15 protein-coding genes, 1 tRNA gene and 1 riboswitch are annotated in these 18,784 nt (G+C 50.3%); of the genes, 6 read left to right on the forward strand and 10 right to left on the reverse strand.

The window, feature by feature from the left end; all coding sequences use genetic code 11:
* The first annotated feature begins 82 nt into the window (after positions 1-82).
* Genes yfbR through AC6R10_RS01405 form a run of 3 tightly spaced genes read left to right on the forward strand, consistent with a single transcriptional unit; the run spans position 83 to position 4,593 of the window.
* Entirely contained in the window at positions 83-682 is a 600-nt protein-coding gene (gene yfbR / locus AC6R10_RS01395) for a 5'-deoxynucleotidase (protein WP_334550923.1), read from the forward strand.
* 59 nt (positions 683-741) lie between these two features.
* A complete protein-coding gene (locus tag AC6R10_RS01400; RefSeq protein WP_500671264.1) occupies positions 742-3,237 on the forward strand; it encodes a bifunctional diguanylate cyclase/phosphodiesterase in 2,496 nt (831 codons plus the stop codon).
* A 51-nt stretch (positions 3,238-3,288) separates the two neighbouring features.
* Positions 3,289-4,593 (forward strand): anti-phage deoxyguanosine triphosphatase, encoded by a 1,305-nt coding sequence (locus AC6R10_RS01405; protein WP_500671265.1) that lies wholly within the window; start codon positions 3,289-3,291, stop codon positions 4,591-4,593.
* A 5-nt stretch (positions 4,594-4,598) separates the two neighbouring features.
* Here AC6R10_RS01405 and AC6R10_RS01410 read toward each other — a convergent pair whose 3' ends face one another.
* Both AC6R10_RS01410 and AC6R10_RS01415 read right to left on the reverse strand, forming a co-directional pair.
* Complete coding sequence (locus AC6R10_RS01410; protein ID WP_500671266.1) at positions 4,599-5,624, reverse strand: adenosine deaminase; 1,026 nt, start codon at positions 5,622-5,624, stop codon at positions 4,599-4,601.
* 76 nt (positions 5,625-5,700) lie between these two features.
* Positions 5,701-5,800, reverse strand: a riboswitch (purine riboswitch).
* Between the two features lie 77 nt (positions 5,801-5,877).
* The gene (locus tag AC6R10_RS01415; protein ID WP_500671267.1) at positions 5,878-6,498 is read right to left on the reverse strand and encodes a tRNA-uridine aminocarboxypropyltransferase; all 621 of its coding nucleotides are present in this window, start codon (positions 6,496-6,498) and stop codon (positions 5,878-5,880) included.
* Positions 6,499-6,543: 45 nt separating this feature from the next.
* Here AC6R10_RS01415 and rrtA point away from each other — a divergent pair, with 45 nt between their 5' ends.
* Positions 6,544-7,083 (forward strand): rhombosortase, encoded by a 540-nt coding sequence (gene rrtA / locus AC6R10_RS01420; protein ID WP_500671268.1) that lies wholly within the window; start codon positions 6,544-6,546, stop codon positions 7,081-7,083.
* 183 nt (positions 7,084-7,266) lie between these two features.
* Positions 7,267-8,679, forward strand: coding sequence for a DEAD/DEAH box helicase (locus AC6R10_RS01425; protein ID WP_500671269.1), 1,413 nt, complete (start codon positions 7,267-7,269; stop codon positions 8,677-8,679).
* 39 nt (positions 8,680-8,718) lie between these two features.
* On the opposite strand, the gene AC6R10_RS01430 is transcribed toward AC6R10_RS01425, so the two are convergent.
* The 5 genes from AC6R10_RS01430 to AC6R10_RS01450 all read right to left on the reverse strand — a co-directional run bounded on the left by AC6R10_RS01430 (position 8,719) and on the right by AC6R10_RS01450 (position 14,842).
* Positions 8,719-9,441 carry a DUF429 domain-containing protein gene (locus AC6R10_RS01430; protein WP_500671270.1) on the reverse strand — a complete coding sequence of 241 codons (723 nt, stop codon included), beginning with the start codon at positions 9,439-9,441 and terminating at the stop codon, positions 8,719-8,721.
* Between the two features lie 5 nt (positions 9,442-9,446).
* On the reverse strand, positions 9,447-11,156 hold the full coding sequence (locus AC6R10_RS01435; RefSeq protein ID WP_500671271.1) for a class I SAM-dependent methyltransferase: 1,710 nt from the start codon (positions 11,154-11,156) through the stop codon (positions 9,447-9,449).
* 322 nt (positions 11,157-11,478) lie between these two features.
* Positions 11,479-11,566 (reverse strand) — tRNA-Ser (locus AC6R10_RS01440).
* A gap of 145 nt (positions 11,567-11,711) precedes the next feature.
* Positions 11,712-12,161, reverse strand: a complete 450-nt coding sequence (locus AC6R10_RS01445; RefSeq protein ID WP_487902653.1) for an L-alanine exporter AlaE — start codon at positions 12,159-12,161, stop codon at positions 11,712-11,714.
* A gap of 254 nt (positions 12,162-12,415) precedes the next feature.
* Positions 12,416-14,842, reverse strand: a complete 2,427-nt coding sequence (locus tag AC6R10_RS01450; protein WP_500671272.1) for a hybrid sensor histidine kinase/response regulator — start codon at positions 14,840-14,842, stop codon at positions 12,416-12,418.
* 125 nt (positions 14,843-14,967) lie between these two features.
* On the opposite strand from AC6R10_RS01450, the gene AC6R10_RS01455 reads away from it, so the two are divergent.
* Positions 14,968-15,537: a UPF0149 family protein gene (locus AC6R10_RS01455; RefSeq protein ID WP_500625853.1), complete on the forward strand. Its 570-nt coding sequence runs from the start codon at positions 14,968-14,970 to the stop codon at positions 15,535-15,537.
* 42 nt (positions 15,538-15,579) lie between these two features.
* On the opposite strand, the gene AC6R10_RS01460 is transcribed toward AC6R10_RS01455, so the two are convergent.
* The 3 genes from AC6R10_RS01460 to ybgF all read right to left on the reverse strand — a co-directional run bounded on the left by AC6R10_RS01460 (position 15,580) and on the right by ybgF (position 18,778).
* The gene (locus tag AC6R10_RS01460) at positions 15,580-16,614 is read right to left on the reverse strand and encodes an ion channel (RefSeq protein WP_500671273.1); all 1,035 of its coding nucleotides are present in this window, start codon (positions 16,612-16,614) and stop codon (positions 15,580-15,582) included.
* A gap of 129 nt (positions 16,615-16,743) precedes the next feature.
* Positions 16,744-17,805 carry a quinolinate synthase NadA gene (gene nadA, locus AC6R10_RS01465; protein ID WP_500634132.1) on the reverse strand — a complete coding sequence of 354 codons (1,062 nt, stop codon included), beginning with the start codon at positions 17,803-17,805 and terminating at the stop codon, positions 16,744-16,746.
* A gap of 199 nt (positions 17,806-18,004) precedes the next feature.
* The gene (gene ybgF, locus AC6R10_RS01470; RefSeq protein ID WP_500671274.1) at positions 18,005-18,778 is read right to left on the reverse strand and encodes a tol-pal system protein YbgF; all 774 of its coding nucleotides are present in this window, start codon (positions 18,776-18,778) and stop codon (positions 18,005-18,007) included.
* Positions 18,779-18,784 lie beyond the last annotated feature (6 nt).

Consider the following 18,784-nt stretch of genomic DNA (forward strand, 5'->3'; position numbering starts at 1 on the left):
TGGGCAATAGTAATCGCCGCCAAATTTTCTTATGCTAAGGACACGACCTCGTGTCCTTTTTTCATTTCTAGGAGGTAGAGAAATGTCATCCAATCAGCCCCAAGAAAGCCACTTTTTTGCCCATTTGGCCCGTATGAAACTCATTCAGCGCTGGCCGCTCATGCGCTCTGTGTCTACTGAAAACATCTCCGAGCACAGCTTGCAAGTCGCCTTTGTCGCCCACGCGCTAGCGCTTATCAAAAACAAGAAGTTTGGCGGCCAAGTCAACGCAGAGCGTGTCGCACTGCTCGGCATGTATCACGACACCAGTGAAGTACTGACGGGCGATTTACCCACTCCGGTGAAATACTACAATCCTGAGATCGCCAAAGAGTACAAAAAAATCGAAGCGGCGGCCGAGAAGAAGTTGCTCTCCATGCTGCCGGAAGAGTTCCAAGAAGACTTTGCGCCTTACTTAGTTTCTCATCAAGCGCACAGTGACGATGCTGCAATCGTTAAGCAAGCCGACACCATCTGTGCCTATCTCAAATGCTTGGAAGAGCTCAGTGCAGGCAACCATGAATACGCCTTGGCCAAAAAGCGCCTCGATGTGACACTAAAAGAGCGCCATACCCCCGAAATGGAGTACTTCCTCAACACCTTCGCCCCGAGTTTTGAGCTCTCTCTCGATGAGATAAGTTAACTGGCAAGCTAGTACTTTCTGTCTACACTTAATCAAAAAGCCCTAAGACGAGGTGTGTAGTGCAGGACGGTATCTCTAATGATAAAAAACTGCTGATGTTCATTCAGTATGTGCCGCTTACCTTAATGGTCACATTTGCGATTGTCATTGTGGCCTTAATCGTCAACGAAAATCGCTTTGCGCTGGAAAAAGACGTCAACTCCCTGCGCGACAACTTCTACACCACACAGCGCAAAAGTATCCAAAATCGCGTGACCAATATTGTCGATCAGATTGAGTTTGAGAAAAAACGCACCGAAGATCTGCTCCGCCAAGACATTAAACAGCGCGTTGAAGAAGCCCTCGCCATTGCACAAAACTTATATCGCCAGTATGAAGGCCAACCTGAAGAGACCATCAAAAAGGCGATCACCGAAGCGCTCAGACCCATTCGATTCAATCAAGGGCGCGGATATTTCTTTGTCTATCAGCTCGATGGCACCAATGTCATGCATCCGATTCTGCCCCACTTACAAGGGACGGATATGTGGAATTTGCAAGACGTCAACGGCTCCTACATCATCCAAGATCTCTCCAGAATGGTCAGCAACCAACAGCGTGTCTACCACCGTTGGCACTGGAACAAACCCAATGCTTTGGATCAAAAGTTTGACAAAATTGGCTATGTGGCGCTGTTTGAGCCCTACGATTGGTTTATTGGTACCGGTGAGTACGTGGTGGATGTCGAGCAAGATATCCAACAACGTTTGATTGAACGCATCTCAGATTATCGCTACGGCAACAACGACTACATTTTCATCATGGACAGCAAAGGGGCGATGCTCTCTCACCCCAACAAAGCGCTACTCGGTGTTGAACGCTTAGACGCTACCGATAAAACCGGCTTTCAGTATATTCAAGCCATTGTCGATACCGCTCATCAAGGCAGTGGGTTTGTCCGTTACCACTCAAGCCAAACCCCTCTCGGCAGCGAAGATTCCTACAAGCTCAGCTATGTTACCTACCTGCCCGACTGGGATTGGATTGTCGGGACAGGCGTTTACCTCAAGCCCGTTGAAGATTTTCTCACCGACCGAGAGCAGCAGATCACGCAGAGCAATCAGCGTGAGCTCAACCAAGTCTTGCTAGCAAGCATTCTGGTCTGTGGCATTTTAGGCTTGCTCTCTTGGGTGGTCGGTAAACGTGTTGGGCTACGTTATCGCATCATGCAAAAGCAGATTTCGCGTGACTTTACCCAGTTGCAAGAGGCCAAAAGTGAGCTGCAACATCAAGCCCTGCACGATAGTTTAACCGAGTTGCCCAACCGCACCTTCTTGATTGAGTTTATTCAAGAGGCGATTCGCAATGCCAATCAAGAGACACCGCTCACGGCGATCATGTTTGTCGACATTGATGACTTTAAAAAGGTCAACGACGCCTTTGGTCATTCTGTGGGCGACAAGCTGCTGACCTATGTCGGCCATCAGTTTACCGAGATGCTCAATGATCACTCACTGGTAGCGCGCTTTGGCGGTGATGAATTTGTGTTCTGCTTCCCACAACTGGGCTCAGTGCTCGATGCCGAAGAGATCGCCCATCAAATCCGCGATATTTTTAAACAAGAAATGGTGGTGGATGGCAAAGTGATCTCCACCAGTTGTAGTATCGGTGTCTCTATCTATCCGCAAGATGGCTTAAATCCGGAAGAGCTTATCACTCGCGCCGACACAGCGCTCTATACCTCAAAAGCCCGCCGCAAAGGGCGCGTATTGTTCTTTGATGAGTCAATTAACAAGCGTGTCCAGTACGAGCTGACTCTAGAAAAAGAGCTAAGAAATGCCATCAGGAATAATGAGCTCTATATGGTGTTCCAACCGCAGATCAACCTGCAATCTGGCCAGTTTGAATCGGTAGAGGCGCTGCTGCGTTGGCATAACCCTGAGCTTGGGCATGTGTCACCGATTGAGCTGATACGTAAAGCAGAAGAGATCGGTCTTATCCATCAAATTGGCGAGTTTGTCATTCGCCATGCGTGTCAGCACATCATTGCGCACTTCCCCAATGGGCAGGACGCGCTGGGTCTTTCCATTAACATTTCGCCGAGCCAATTGATGGCGAAAAACTTCCTCGATCAGCTTACTCGTATTATTGATGAACAGCAGATCGACCGCAGCCGCATCACGGTTGAAATCACCGAGAACGTCCTGATTGATGACTTAGAAATGGTCACCCCAATCCTTAATCAAGTCAGAGAGAGCGGTTTTGCAGTCTCGTTGGATGACTTTGGTACTGGGTTCTCGTCTCTGAGCTACCTCTGCAATCTACCGATTAACGAGATCAAGATTGACCGCAGCTTCGTCGATAAAATGCTGGTCAACAAACAGAGTGATGCGCTGGTCAAAGCGATCATCGCCATCGGCAAAGCGCATAAGATGAAAGTGGTCGCCGAAGGGATAGAAACGCAAGAGCAAAGCCAGCAGTTGATCGAGTACGACTGCAATTTAGGTCAGGGGTATTTCTATGCTAAACCTCTGTCTATTGAGGATTTGATAAAGCAGATTGGCAATCCATCGTAAGCTAGGCATACTCGAGGTTTAAACACGTAACGTTCGAAAGGTGATGTGCTGATGGATTTCAACTTGGACCCGGCGTGGCTGATGCGCCACGACGATGAACATAAAATTCGCCGTGACGATCATCGCAGCCCATACCAGCGCGATCGAGCAAGAATCCTCCACTCTGCGGCGTTTCGTCGTTTGCAGGCCAAGACCCAAGTGCATGGCACCAGCTTTGATGATTTTCACCGCACCCGTCTCACCCATTCGCTTGAAGCCGCTCAGCTCGGCACGGGTATTGTCGCGCAAATCAAAAAGAAGCAGCCTGAGTTTCGTGACCTACTGCCTAGCGATAGCTTAATTGATTCGTTATGTTTGGCGCACGATATTGGCCACCCGCCTTATGGGCACGGCGGCGAGGTTGCCCTGAACTACATGATGCGCGACCACGGCGGCTTTGAAGGCAACGCGCAAACTTTTCGTATTGTTACCCAGCTTGAACCCTACACCGAGCATTTTGGTATGAACCTCGCGCGGCGCACTCTGCTTGGATTGATGAAATACCCAGCGCCGCTTAGCCAAACTTGCTCCGCCAACACGCCACCGCCGGTCTCTCATCAACGGCGATTAAAAGCCAAAGAGTGGTCGCCAGCCAAAGGGTATTACGATTGTGACCAAGTCACCTTTGATTGGATGCTGCAGCCACTCTCTCAAGCGGACAAAACGCGCTTTAGCGAGATGCGTGAAGCACCAAGCGGGCAAGGGCACCACAAAACGCGCTTTAAGTCGCTCGACTGCTCCATTATGGAACTGGCCGATGATATTGCCTACGGCGTACACGATCTGGAAGACGCCATAGTGCTTGGTCTGGTCACCCGTCATCAATGGATCGAGGGCGCGGCGAGCCAGTTGTCGGAGTGCGGTGAGAGTTGGTTTGAGCAGCACATCGACTCCATCACTGAAATGCTGTTTGCCGGCACGCACTTTCAGCGCAAAGATGCCATTGGCGGTATGGTCAACGCCCTGTTGACCAGCGTTTCTATCAAGCCGGTGGATGCGCCATTCGATTGTGACTTATTGGCTTTCAATGCCTATTTAGAGCCACAAATGGCGCTAGCACTGGATATTCTCAAACGTTTTGTCAGCGACTATGTGATTCAAGTGCCCCACGTTCAGGTAGTCGAATACAAAGGCCAGCAGATCATTATGGATATCTTTGAAGCGCTGAGCGCCGATCCAGAGCGATTGCTGCCGATCGAAGTACGCCAACAGTGGACACAGAGCGCAGACGGCTATCGCGTGATAGCCGACTACATCTCCTCAATGACCGATGGCCACGCTCAGCGCCTGCACCAACAGCTGTTTTCGTCTCATTAACGCGATTAGCTACGCTCTGACTGCCCTGCTTCCATATAGTCACTAAGCTGGGTATTCAGGCGCGCTTTTTCTTGCTGTGAAATGAAACTGGCTTCAATCGCATTGCGAGTGAACATGGCCAGTTCATCACGGCTCAGTGCGTGGCTGGCGGCAACCGCAAGAAAGTTATCGCTCATGTAACCGCCAAAGTAACTGGGATCGTCAGAGTTGATCGTCACACAAAGCCCTTGGCGCAATAGGTCCACAATGTTGTGCTGCGCCATCTCATCAAAGACCTTTAACTTGATGTTTGATAGTGGGCAGACCGTCAACGGCACGCGCGATTGTGCAAGCGAGGCGACTAAGCTTGGATCGTCACTGCAACGCACTCCATGATCGATTCGCGCCACATGCAGCTTGTCTAAACTGTTGGTGATGTTAGCCACAGGCCCCTCTTCGCCCGCGTGTGCCACGGTCAAAAAGCCCGTCTCACGCGCCTTGGCAAACACGCGTTCAAACTTTTCTGGCGGGTGGCCAAGTTCTGAGGAGTCTAGCCCTACGCCAACGATCTTCTCTTTAAACGGCATCGCTTCTTCCAGCGTGTCCATCGCGCTCTCTTCATCCAAATGACGAAGAAAGCACATAATCACTTGGCTAGTAATGCCGAGCTTGTGCTGGCCTTCATCCAAAGCACGCGTGATGCCGTTGATCACGGTAGAGAAGGCTATACCCCTCGCGGTGTGAGTTTGCGGGTCGAAAAAGATCTCGGTGTGCATCACATTATCTTGCTCACAGCGCAGCAAGTAAGCCCACGTCAAATCGTAGAAATCTTGCTCTTCAATCAGCACATTGGCGCCTTGGTAGTAGATGTCTAAAAACGATTGAAGATTGGTAAACTGGTACGCTTGCTTGACCGCCTCAGGCGTCGCAAAGGGCAGGTCTATTTGGTTGCGCTTTGCCAGCTCAAACATCATCTCGGGCTCTAAGGTGCCTTCAATGTGCAGGTGGAGTTCAACTTTAGGTAGGTTTTGAATAAAAGCAGTATGATTCACGTTTGTCGCCTCTTAATGACACTTTCACAACAAACGCTTTTCCCTTGACGAATTTCAGACATACAAAGAGAAAAGCGACTTGCACTTATCTCTTCGTAATCTGGAATTTACGGCTCCAGGTAGAGACTCCCACACCTTATCAGTGGGATTATACGAAGCACCGCAGCGCCGATGATGGCCTTACGGTGAAAACGATTGCGATAAGCATATACCGAGATAGAAGACTTTGCCAACCTTTGCTTCGTGGCAACACCTAGCCTTGGTAGTTTTTCTCGAACACGCCTGGCGGCATTTGCGCAATCTGAAAGTCGATCATCTTCTCAAACGCATTAATAAGTGGGGTGAAATCCTGCCGAGGCTCAAGCAGACGCAAGATGTGATAGCCTGCCTCCACCGTCGATAAGCTGTTGGCACTGGGCGATTTACGAATGCGATAGTTGCCCACCAGATCTGTGGGGAGCGCCACTTTAGGCAAAGCGTGTAAGTTGGTTGAGAGTTGCCACATTTTATAGGCTTTCTTCCATGTGCCATCCAATAGAATCACGCGCAGACGTACCTTAGGCTCAGCTTGCTGGAGGCGCGTTCTCACTTGCTCATAGCTCTGCGCACCTTCACCGGGAAACAGTACCCAATGCTCGACGTTGGGTTCACTAAGCAGGGCGTTGAGCGCCTCATGCTCACTGAAATCTTCCCCGACGTAACAGCGACTATTGGAGAGCGAGAGCGTCAAGATGCGCGCGGTGCCCATTGGTCGGTGGGTTTCCGCTTTATGTTGGAGTATGATGAGTTCCACATGAGAGGATAGCGGCACTATCCATTGGCATAGACACGCTTTGAGTGATTTCCCACATTGAGTACAGTACCGAAACGTCATTTCCGCTTAATTATCCTATTGGGGCTCATTAGCCTTGTGTGTGCCGTGTTACAAACTGAACCCGCCGCGACTTGGAGCGCTTGGCAGCAAATCAATATCCAACAAGGTCAGTGGTGGCGGATCGTAACAGGAAACTTTACCCATACCAACCTTGCCCACCTTGCGATGAACCTCGCAGGTCTGTGGGTGATTTGCTATCTATTCCGCCCTCGCCCCTTTGATCTTATTTTAGCCCTGTTTCTCTGTAGCCTGGGCGTCGGTTTACTTAACTTAACGACGACGATGCAAGGCTATGTTGGCCTCTCTGGCGTTTTACATGGACTGTTTGGCTACTTCGCCTTACGTGAATACTTACCAAGCAAGACCCATTTACCAAGGCGAAAAAGTAGCGGGCTGCTAGTGCTTGGCTTGCTGGCAAAAATTGCTTGGGAGCAAAGCATGGGCGCGCCAGAATCCACCAGCGCTCTGATTGAAGCACCTGTCGCCATTGATGCGCACCTCTTTGGCGCGGGTACCGGCTTGCTCTTGGCGCTTGTCATGCACTTACTCACGCAACAAAACAAAGACGCGATCACGCTAAAATAAGTCACGCTCAAATCAGCCACGGCCGCATCCGCCGTCTTACACTGCCCTCCTTGACGCCCGGCCTTTGTACCCCTTGTCTCAATAATTTTATTGATGTTCAGCGACAAAGGGCGCAGAATGGCCCACTTTTTCGCCCCCCGCATACACGCTGGGGCGTGGTTACATCACAACAGAGAACAACGTATGGGTTTTACCGATTTAGGTCTTTCTGCTCCGCTGCTTAAAGCCATTGATGAACAAGGCTACCGTGAGCCATCACCAATCCAGCAACAAGCCATTCCAGCGGTGCTTGCTGGTCAAGATGTCATGGCCGCAGCGCAGACAGGCACAGGTAAAACCGCAGGCTTTACACTGCCAATTCTAGAGCGCCTCGATAACGGCACGCGCGTCAAAGGCAATCACATTCGTGCGCTCGTCCTTACACCGACTCGTGAGTTGGCGGCGCAAGTGCAAGAAAACGTCTTCAAGTACAGCCGTTACCAACGCCTGACTTCGGGTGTGGTATTTGGCGGCGTCAAGATCAACCCGCAGATGATGAAGCTGCGCAAAGGGTTGGACGTATTGGTCGCCACGCCGGGTCGCTTGCTCGATCTTTACCAACAGAATGCGGTGAAATTTGATCAACTGGAAGTACTGGTTCTCGATGAAGCAGACCGCATGCTGGATATGGGCTTTATTCGCGATATCCGCAAGATTTTGGCTCTGCTACCTGAAAAACGCCAGAACCTGCTCTTCTCAGCGACGTTCTCAGCGGAGATTCGTGACTTAGCAAAAGGCTTGGTGAACAACCCTGTTGAAGTGTCTGTCGCGCCTGCTAACTCGACCGCAACCACCATCGAGCAGTGCATCTACCCGGCCGACAAGCGCAAGAAAGCGCCGATGTTGGTCAAACTGATTCAAGATGGCGACTGGAAACAAGTTCTGGTGTTCTGCCGCACCAAACACGGTGCTAACCGCTTAGCGTATTACCTCAATGACCAAGGGATCACCGCAGCGCCAATTCACGGTAATAAAAGTCAAAGTGCGCGCACCAAAGCACTAGCGGATTTTAAATCTGGCGACGTTCGCGTCCTAGTGGCCACCGACATTGCGGCGCGCGGCATCGACATCCCACAGCTGCCTCAAGTGGTTAACTTTGAACTGCCGCATGTGGCCGAGGATTATGTTCACCGAATTGGCCGTACAGGTCGAGCTGGCGAAGTGGGCCGTGCGATCTCTTTGGTGGAAGCGGCAGAAGCGAGCGAGCTATTTGCCATCGAGCGATTGATTCAACAGCTGTTGCCACGCCTTGCCTTAGAAGGCTATGCGCCAGTCAACGTGCTGCCAGAATCCAAACTCGACACACGCCCGATTAAGCCAAAGAAACCGAAAAAGCCGAAGAAACCGAAAACGGAACATACCGACGGACAACGCCCAGCAGACAACGCACGTGGCCACAAACCGGCCAGCAAAAACAAGCGTCACTTCGGCCCAAAATCGGCGAACGGTGAAAACCGTGGTGGTAAACCCGCGGGGAAAAGCGGCAACGGTGCAAGAAAGCCAAGCCGTTCAGGTAACCGTCCAAACAAGCCATCCAACACTCAAAAAGTGCAATAAACCGGCGTTAAACAGATGACGCCGATGTGAAACGGGTACTCAGCTCACATCGGCGCTCGGTAGATAAACAATCTCACGCGGCAAGCCAGATTCTAAATCGCTGGCAGGGTTTGGTACGCTCACCCACTCTTCTGGTCGCATCGCAATACACATCAGAACAAACGCATCGAGAATGTCATCTTTCTCCGCCACTTTACGCGGTACGCTCGCCAGCGCTGAATTGAGCACCGCCATCCAATCTGGGGCTATGTGATTTAGCAGCGCTAACCGCTCTTGATGCCCCTCAACACACTTTTTATTCCACGCCATCGGTTGACCAGATAGCCCCGCAAAAGCCAGCTCAGGATGCGCTTCACGTACAGACAGTGACGCACTGCGCCGAGATCGGACAAAGGCATCCAATTCACGCATTTTAGGGACAATGCCCCAGGTTTGTTTCGAGAACTTTTTGCCCAACCGCTCCACATTTTGCTCGCAGGCGTGCTCGTAACTCTCACTATAGACCGCCTCACGACAAGGCACGGAAAACACCGACGCACGGCGCCCTTTGAGCAACGCCCTCGCCGCCTTATCACATAACCTATCCGGCTGATCTGGGGTGCTAAAGCCGATTGGCATATCCACCAGCCACACTCCAGTTTCCCCAACCTGCGCCGCCAGCGCGTCCAAACTCTCTCCAATCACCATTTTAGGCAGTGCATTTTCTGTCACTACCCAAGCCAACCAGCCTGCTTTGCAGCCATCAATTCCGGTGTAGGTCATGGTGGTTACCACTCAGAGACAAGTAAGCGGCTTTTGACCCCTCTCACTTGAAGCCCCATCGCTTCAAATACCGCCTCAAAGTCGGTACACGTGGCGGGTAAATTGGGCAGAGATAATGCGGCTTCAGTGAAAAAACGGCGCTGGCGATGTGCATCATTTCCCCACGCAACGTTCCACCAATCTAGGATTCGCACTCTCGAGTCATGCAGGCGTTTAACTGTTGGCAGTCGGTCACTCTTTTTCAGGTTTTCCGCTGATGTCGTCGGCAATAAGTTCCACTTATCATTGTTTGGCCAGTAAGCAAAAGGCAAGCAATGATCAACGTGATACGCATCTGCGAGCGGCTTACCGCTCCACACACTGACAATCTCCGTCCCTTGACCTTTGAGCTCCTCAACTCTTTGCCGCACATCACGCGTATCATGCGCAGCATCAATCCAGACCAAACAATCATGGTAGGTATGCAGCGCAATATCACGCTGGCGATTTAACTCGAATCGCTGCATCTCTTTGACCCATTGATTGACGACTAAAGGCTCAATCCATGAGTGATACAAGCGAAAACACTCCCACAAACTCTCATCAAGCACAAACTCACCGTAATTTGCGAAAAACGCGCCATCCAATACCACTGAGTCTTGACGCTTGCGACGAGAGGACGGTGAGCATAACTCAAACAAGCGATTGTCTTTACTGCCTTGATAAATAAAGGTTACGGGACCTGATTTGATGGTCGCCAGTGTGTGAGAGAAGAGCTTTTGGATGGCTTTGGCGTCATCCCCCATAAAGAGCGCACCAATGGCAAAATCATCCGCCGCTAGATGGTTAAGTTGGTGCCACCCATCTTCTTTTACAAAACCCAGACCTTTACTACTATTGGAGTTTTGTTGAATCCCCATGCCTTGGATATCGACATCAATGAGTCGCTTAAACTGCCTGACCCAGTAAAGCGCGACTAAGCCGGCTGGTAGCGTTATCTTGCCATCGGCTCTCTCCATCACTGCGCCGGGATGAGCATCAGCAATGCGTAAAAGTGTGCGCAACAAAGCCAATTTGTAGGTGGCCGATTTACTGTCATTGATCACAATACGGCGAACGGTGTTGAGACTTCCAGAACGATCATCAGGTAGAGACAGCACAACGGTTTGCCAATGCACACCGCTGCGTTGAAGAGAATCATCGCTATCAGTGACCAACTCCATTTGTAGCGCACGTTCGTTTGCGTAGCGTTTAATTTCGTCCACCGAAACGGGAAAGCTGTGGCGCCCATCATCGAACTCACCATGACGTAAACTGATCACAAGCTTGCCATTGGGAGCAAGAAGATAAGAGAGTTTTCTAAACGCGCGCTCCCGTTTACTACTCGGTATATGCATCCATACTGCGCTGACTAAGATCAGGTCAAAGCGCATGCCTAGGGTGAGCGTGTTCTCTAGCCCAGGGAGTGAATCTTTCAGCCAAGTGACATTCGGGCCCGTACTGTGTTTACCAATATCTCGCAGCAAATCACTCGGCTCGATAGCAATGACCTCACACCCTTGTGCGCTACACCACTTTGCATCTCGCCCAGAACCGGCCCCTACATCAAGCACAGACGAGCCCGCACTCGGCCAATATGCCCGCCAAGATTGGTGAACAGACTCAAACGACACTGAGTTGTATTGCTTTGCTAGCACATCTGCGTGCGCATCATAAAAAGAGGTGGTCTGGAACATAATAGGCGCCGATCATCATTCTAAAATCATGATATACAGCTCTATTGCATATGGCGATAAAGTCTTGGAAATGGGTTAGGTTTGGTGATTTACGTCACATTTGGCATGATGTTTAATTTGAAATTTTCGGACTACCGCCGCTGGATTGCGCGCTTTTTTGTAGTGAATGTGACTGGACTCAAGCCTGATTTGTAATGGTTCGACCTTTACGAGAAGTTAGATTTGGGCTGAATGATATGTGTTGGTTCTAGAGTAGTTATCTAAAATCTTCTTCAATCTTCAGATATGAAAAAAGGCCTGATAAATCAGACCTTTTAGAATGTGGCGGTGAGTGAGAGATTCGAACTCTCGATACGTTGCCGTATACACACTTTCCAGGCGTGCTCCTTCAGCCACTCGGACAACTCACCGAATCAAATTGTGGTTGGTGTTGCTCACCAACGAGGCGCTAATTTAATGATTCTATTACCTTAGGTCAAGACCCATTCCCAAAAAAAGCCAAGTCATTGGGTTTGTTTGGCTACTTATTGGGTTAAGTGGTTAAGGTTCATGCAATTACGCGCGTTGGTAGTAACCCGGAACGCGGAACCACTTGCGGCATAGGTCGAGAAAATAGCCGTACAACACACCCATACCACATGAGATGACAGCGTTCGAGGCAACGGCCGTCATGATCTGATCGGTGGATGCCCCCACGGCCAGAAGAATGCCGGCATAGACTGGGGATTGAAACAGCACGTAAGCCAGCAAGTCTGAGACGCTTTTCATTGCACCTGATGGCGAAAGTCGTCGCCCTTGGCGCAATACAAAGTCACGAAACACGCCATAAGGCCATGCGATAGCGATATTGACGGGAATAGACAGCGTTCTTGATGCAAGAGACTGCTCGAATGTCATACCAGAGATAAAGATCTCAATGATCATTCCAGAAATAAAGCAAAACACGACCATTGCAAAGGTATCTGCAGCGGCATGACGAATACAAAACGGCGCTCTAGGCCTCATTTCACTCACCAAACAATAAACTAGTACAACACACAAACAACAACACATACAACTAAGATAAAAACATCACCCAGTTGATGGAGCTATTAGAGCAGTAAATTTGCAGTTTTTGATCTCGAATTTAAGTAAGCTTGGTCAATAACCCACCAAATAGTGTGAGCAAGGTAGCATTTTTCACTGCCTTTCTGACCTTTGTGTGTTTTCTGAGCAAAACGAGCATTCAGGTAGTATTGAGGTGAATGTGGCAGCCAATTCTAGAGGTTCCGACTCGCTTCAACGGCGAGAGTATCCAAATCGATTTGGCTCGGCGTACGCTTGGCTTCTATGTCACCGTGAAGGTTGTCGATGGCCTGACGTAAGTTGACGCTTTTCGATGAATCGACACTTGCTTGAATGGCTTCAACGCAGGTCAGTGCTTCTTCAAACTGTTGATTTTCAATCGCTACGAACAAACTCACCAGTGCTTTCTCCAACTCTTCTTCGTTTGAAATGACTGCGCTCATTGAACCGTACAGACGATGAGTAAACTGGAACAGTGTGTCGTCAAGTTCGGTTTCATCGATGGGTTTGGAGATAATAGCGTCCACACCTGCAGCGTACATTCTGTCCTGTGTCTCTTTGAACAGGTCGGCCGTACAGCCCAAAATCAAGGTGCTGGCATGGCCATCGGGGAGTGCTCGAATCGCTATGGTGGACTCGATCCCATCCATTACGGGCATGTGGTTGTCCATCAGCACCAAGTCATAGTGCGTTGAGCCAATCGCATCAATGGCTTTTTGGCCATTATCGACACAATCACACGTAAAGCCTTTATTGGCCAAAAACGTGCTCATGATGACGGAGTTGGTGCGGTTGTCTTCCACAATCAGCGCCTTGAGCCCTTTGTAGTTCACTTTGCGCCGCTGAGCCATTTCGACAGGTTGAATGTCACTGATGGCCATTTCGATGCTGATGTGAAAACTCGAGCCGATCCCTACCTCACTGGTTACGCTTACTTCGCCGTTCATCAGTTCACAAATCTGTTTAACAATAGAGAGGCCAAGCCCTGTTCCACCATAACGTCGTGTCGTTGAAGACTCTGCTTGCTCAAAAGGATTAAAAATCTTCCCTTGCGCTTCTTTGGCGATGCCGATTCCCGAGTCTCTGACCTCGACGTTGAGGTAGTTCTTTCCATCACATTTTTGTTCACTCAAATGCACTTCCACGTAGCCGCGAGATGTAAACTTCACCGCGTTATTGAGCAAGTTAAATAGGATCTGCCTTAGACGCGCTTTGTCGGCGCAGTACCAACGCCCATCCGGTACATCACTGTGCACAGTAAACTTGAGGCCCTTTTCATTACATAGGGTGTAGTAGACGCTGTTTACGCTGCCGATGATAGATTCAAGCGGGAAAGGATGATTGGAGAGCTCTAGACGACCTTGCTCAATTTTGGAGAAATCGAGGATTTCATTGAGCAGCGTCATCATGTGATCCCCAGAGTCATAGAGGGTTTTCATGTGTTTGCGCTGCTCATCATCTAAATCGGTTTTGAGTAGAATCTGCGCCGTACCTAAGACGCCATTCATCGGTGTGCGTATTTCGTGAGATAGCGAGGCTAAAAATGCACTTTTCGCTTCGGTGGATGCCTGCGCCTTGCGTTTTTCCGCATCGAGATACACGGTCTTTTGGTTAAACGTGTCGATAAGGTGACGAATTTCATCTTGGCTGTTGTAGGTAATGTCTATCACGCCACCTTCGCGGGAATCATCCACTTTTTTGGCGATATAGACGATGGGAGAAATGAGGTAGCGGTTAATCAAAAAGTACCCAATCAGTACGCAGATCAGCATGATGGGGACAATCCCCGCCTCCACCTTGTAGACGACTTCATAGACTTGTTCGGTCACGAGGCGCTTGGCGTTGATGACATCCACGCTCCAATTAAACTCACCAAATTGGAAGCGACTGATGTACATCCCTCTCACGACTTGAAAATTGTGCTCGGTCACCAAGTCCCCGTAGGCATCGCGCAAGATGACGCCGAGATCGTACTGCTCAGCATGTTGGCGAACAAATTTCACCAAGCTGGACAATGAAATATCGACGGTCGCAACACCGGCAAAGCGCCCGTCTACATAGTATGGCGAGGAAGCGGTGATCATCTGAATGTGGGTGAACGGGTCAATATAGACTTCAGACCATGCGACATAACCGGCGGGCTTTTCCACCGCCGCTGTAAACCAAGGTTCTTGTTGATACCCCCCTAAAGCAGGGTTATCCCATGAGCGTACTCTGTCTATCAGGCCATCACTGGCTCGGTTAAAGAACAGGCTTTGGTGTGGCGTCTCACGCGCGTCTTGAGTGCCCTCTTGGCTGAAGGCCGGCCACAGGCCACCACTGACAGTGATGCCCTGCAGCGTTTCAAACAGTTTGTACAAAATCCGTTCTTGATGATCTTGCGGCTCGTTGTTGCTGCCGATGGCGACAATGCTTTGCAAAATGCCCAGCGAGCTATTGATCGGCTCTTCGATTTGCGCCGACAGGAGCTCAGTGCGCAGATCCAAATTCGCTTCCAACTGATCGCGTATCGGTGGCTCAACCACCAAGTAGCTGACGGTACCGATGAGCGTCACCGCCAGCGCCAAATAGAGCGCCAGCGCATAACTACTTTTGCGCTTGAGGGAAGAACGAATTTTCATAAATGTCTGAATTTTTACTGTTTCTAAAAAATTATAGCGGATATCACTAGGGTTCAACCTTTTTCTCTCAGAAAGAGACTGTTAACATTGCTCCATCACAACTCAAACACTCAATGGAACCCATTTTGACGCTACAAGAGATCCTAGCTCTGCCAGAACTAGAAGGCCGACTTATTAACGAAAACAAAACTCGCGGTTTTGTGACTTCCATGGCCGCGGCTCCCAACGTGCTGGCACCGGAAGAGTGGCTTCCATTCTTATGGGGCGGTGAAGACGTCGCTCCGTTTTCCGATGGTGAGCAGCTTGAGTCCTACATTGAAGCGGTGATCGCAATGTGGAATGAGTACCGTCCTGCCCTGTTAAACAATGAATGGCAATGGCCAGAGAGCTGTCAGATTGATGAAGAAGAGATCGTCAACGAAGCGACTCGCGATTTCTGCGAAGGCTTACTGCAAGGCTGGCAACTCGCGCGCGATGATTGGGAAACCATCATGCCAGAAGAGAGCGAAGATAACGCGCTATTGGGTGGGGTACTGCTTTCTATCAGCATGTTGTACGATCCCGAGACCTCCATCGCCACCTTGGCCGATCAAGGTATTGAGGGTTTAGAGCAGTTTGAAGAGATTTTCAACGCAGTGCCAACCATGCTATGCGGCCTTACCATGCGTGGCTCAATGCTGGCGGAGCAGGATTAATCCCTGAATGGAAACGAACAACGCGGCATCACGCCGCGTTTTTTAATCCAACTTTTGCCACTGGAACGACTCGATTCGTTCATCTGAAATATAGAACAGCTTATCGCCCGCTTTGACTTGCCGATCTAAATCCGGGTTCAGCTCAATCCCCTCACCAACATCAATTGCGATTAATGTCGCTTGATGAGTTCGCTTCATGTAATCAAAAATAGGCGCGATGTCGCGCTGAATAAAGCCAGCTGGCAACGTGGTGGAGTACTGCGTCATACCCCGCGTCGAAGCAAGCAACTCTTGATGCAAAGCGCTAGAGCCGGGGTCAACGGCCGCTTTGGCGAGCATTTCTGCGCCTACTGCGGGTATACACTCGGCATTCGGGCAGTGTTGGCTAAGAAGCTGGCTGAGCGCCTCATCTTTAAAGTACGCGAGCAAATGAGCCTTGGGGTTCACGTTAGCCGCGTAGAGAGCCGCAGAGAGCGTGATGTCATCTTCTAGATTGTCGACCACGATACAGCTCGCATCAGTGATAGAGGCTTTCGCCATCTCTTGCTGGTCGGTGTAACTGGTGACTCGCACAAAGCCAATCTCACCAGGCAATGGGTTTTCGATGTCTGAGCGGCTACACAGTACAATCGGACGCTTGCCCGCTTCCTCATGCTGTAGCATCCGAATCAAATGCATCGTGCGCTGCCCGTTCCACCCCAACAGTAGTATATGATTCTCCACACCCACTCTCCGTTTTCCTAATACACCGGCTCGCCAATAATCCACCGCACTGCCCGCCAGTCGTCCAATTAAGGCCGCGAACAAGGTTAACCCGCCAGGGATGACAAACAACATCACAATCCATTTTCCTGCGGCAGTCTGCGGTGAGTGATCGCCATAACCCACGGTCGAGGCGGTCACCATCAAAAAATAAAAATAGGTTGAAATATCTTGTGTGAGTGCTTGCTCACCACTGGCATCAAGTAAGATCCATGCAATCAACACGTAGAGAAAAAACAACATCAGTACATTGCGTGCACTGAGTTTGAACAAGTGCGTCATCATCCACTTTCTAAAGGTGAGCCACAATGTCATGCTGAGTCTCTACTGTTCCGATATTGGCGTCTATGGCTTTCATACTAGCGGATCCCTAGAACGAAAAAAACCAGCCAATGCGCTAACACAATGGCTGGTTCTCTCAGTAGACGTTTAACGCATCAAAGATTAGGCGTTGCCTTTCACTTGCAGGTTAAGCTGCTCCGCAAAATCAAGCATGCGGTTAAGCGGGATGAGTGATTTCACTCGCAGTGCTTCGTCCACAAAGATTTCGTGCTCTTTGCCGCCATCACGCAGGGCCGTTTCAATCGCTTTAAGGCCATTCATCGCCATCCAAGGGCAGTGTGCGCAGCTACGACACGTTGCACCCGCACCAGCGGTTGGAGCTTCAATCAGCTCTTTCTCTGGCACCAATTGCTGCATTTTGAAGAAGATACCTTTATCCGTCGCGACGATCATCTGCTTATGCGGCAGCGCCTTAGCGGCCTTGATCAGCTGGCTGGTCGAGCCAACCGCATCGGCCAATTCGACCACACTAGCGGGAGATTCCGGGTGGACCAAAATCGCCGCATCAGGGTAGACGGCTTTCATCTTACGCAGTGCATCTGCGGAGAATTCGTCATGAACTACGCACTCCCCTTGCCAAAGCAACATCTCTGCGCCTGTTTTGTTGGCAATGTAAGAGCCTAAGTGACGATCTGGGCCCCAGATGATCGGCTTATCTTGCGCGTCTAAGTGTTCGACGATTTCGAGTGCAATACTCGATGTCACCACCCAATCAGCGCGCGCTTTTACCGCAGCAGACGTGTTGGCGTACACCACCACAGTATGATCAGGGTGTGCATCACAGAACTCACTGAACTTATCCGCTGGGCAGCCTAAATCAAGAGAACACTCCGCCTCTAGGGTTGGCATCAAGATGCGCTTTTCAGGTGTGAGGATTTTTGCAGACTCACCCATAAAGCGAACGCCCGCAATGATGAGAGTGCTGGCTGGGTGACGGTTACCAAACTTCGCCATCTCAAGCGAATCACCCACGAAGCCGCCGGTTTCTTCTGCCAACGCCTGAATTTCAGGATCGGTGTAGTAGTGGGCAATCAGTACCGCGTCTTTTTCTTTCAGCAGCGCTTTAATATTGGCCACGTGGGCCTGCTTTTCTGCATCCGTCAGCGGAACGGGCTTAGGAGGGAATGGGTAAACGGTTTCAATTTTATCGAGTATGTGGCTCATTGCTCTTGCTCTACGCAACTTCCAGTAGTCCGAATATTGTAACCCCAAGTGTGTTGTAGATTCCACCTCATCCTTAGAACCGCTGCTTATGCGTAAGAGACAAAGGCTATCGAACCCAAAATGAAGAAGGAGCGAGATGCGCTCCTTCTTGTTGATGATGTATTGCCCCAGGGAGGCGAGACACGCAACGAGACAGAGTCTACATGCGTTCCTTTGCCATGTTGGCGGATGCGCTGGTAGGGTACTCATCGACCACCTGTTGGTAGTACTTGTTCGCCTGAGCTTCATTGTTGTTGCGCTTGGCAATGTCACCCAATTTGAGCAGTGCGTCTGCACGCTTGTTGGACTCTGGGTAGGCAATCACAGCGGCGAAGCTGTTCACGGCTTCTTTATCTTCTTTCTTCGCGAAATAGAGCTGCCCTAACCAGTAGTGGGCATTAGGGGCAAAGCTAGAATCTGGGTAGTCTTGCTGGAACTGTTTAAATGCAGCGATAGCGCCGGTGTAATCGCGCTTTTTCAGCACGAGATCGGCGGCGTTTTGATAGGCTTCTTGCTCGCTCGCATCGGAGCTGAAGGTGCCGGTCGGCTCGTTGTCTGCTGCATCCGCAGGGACCACAGCAGGGGCGGCGCTGGCTTGAGCGCGCAGCTTATCGAGTTCGATAAACAGCTCACGTTGACGTTGCAGCATTTGCTGCATGTCGTAATTATTCTTTTCGATTTGTCCGCGAAGGTCGCTAATTTCTAGCGCCATACCATCAAGTTGCTGCTGCATTTGTAGCTGCACACGGTTGCGGTTTTCTAATAAGCGTTCAAGACGCTCTACGTCTGACTCGTTACTACGCACAGCGGATGTCGACGCAGCGCCGTTGCCACTACTGCCGAGATCAGATACTGGGGCTGGTGCAGCGAGCACAGAGCTCGCTGCACTTGCCAGTAACGTCAGCGTAAACGCTCGCTTTAAGTTACTGAACATGAGGCA

This window comes from Vibrio sp. R12-SG2-ISO1 (assembly GCF_059834045.1).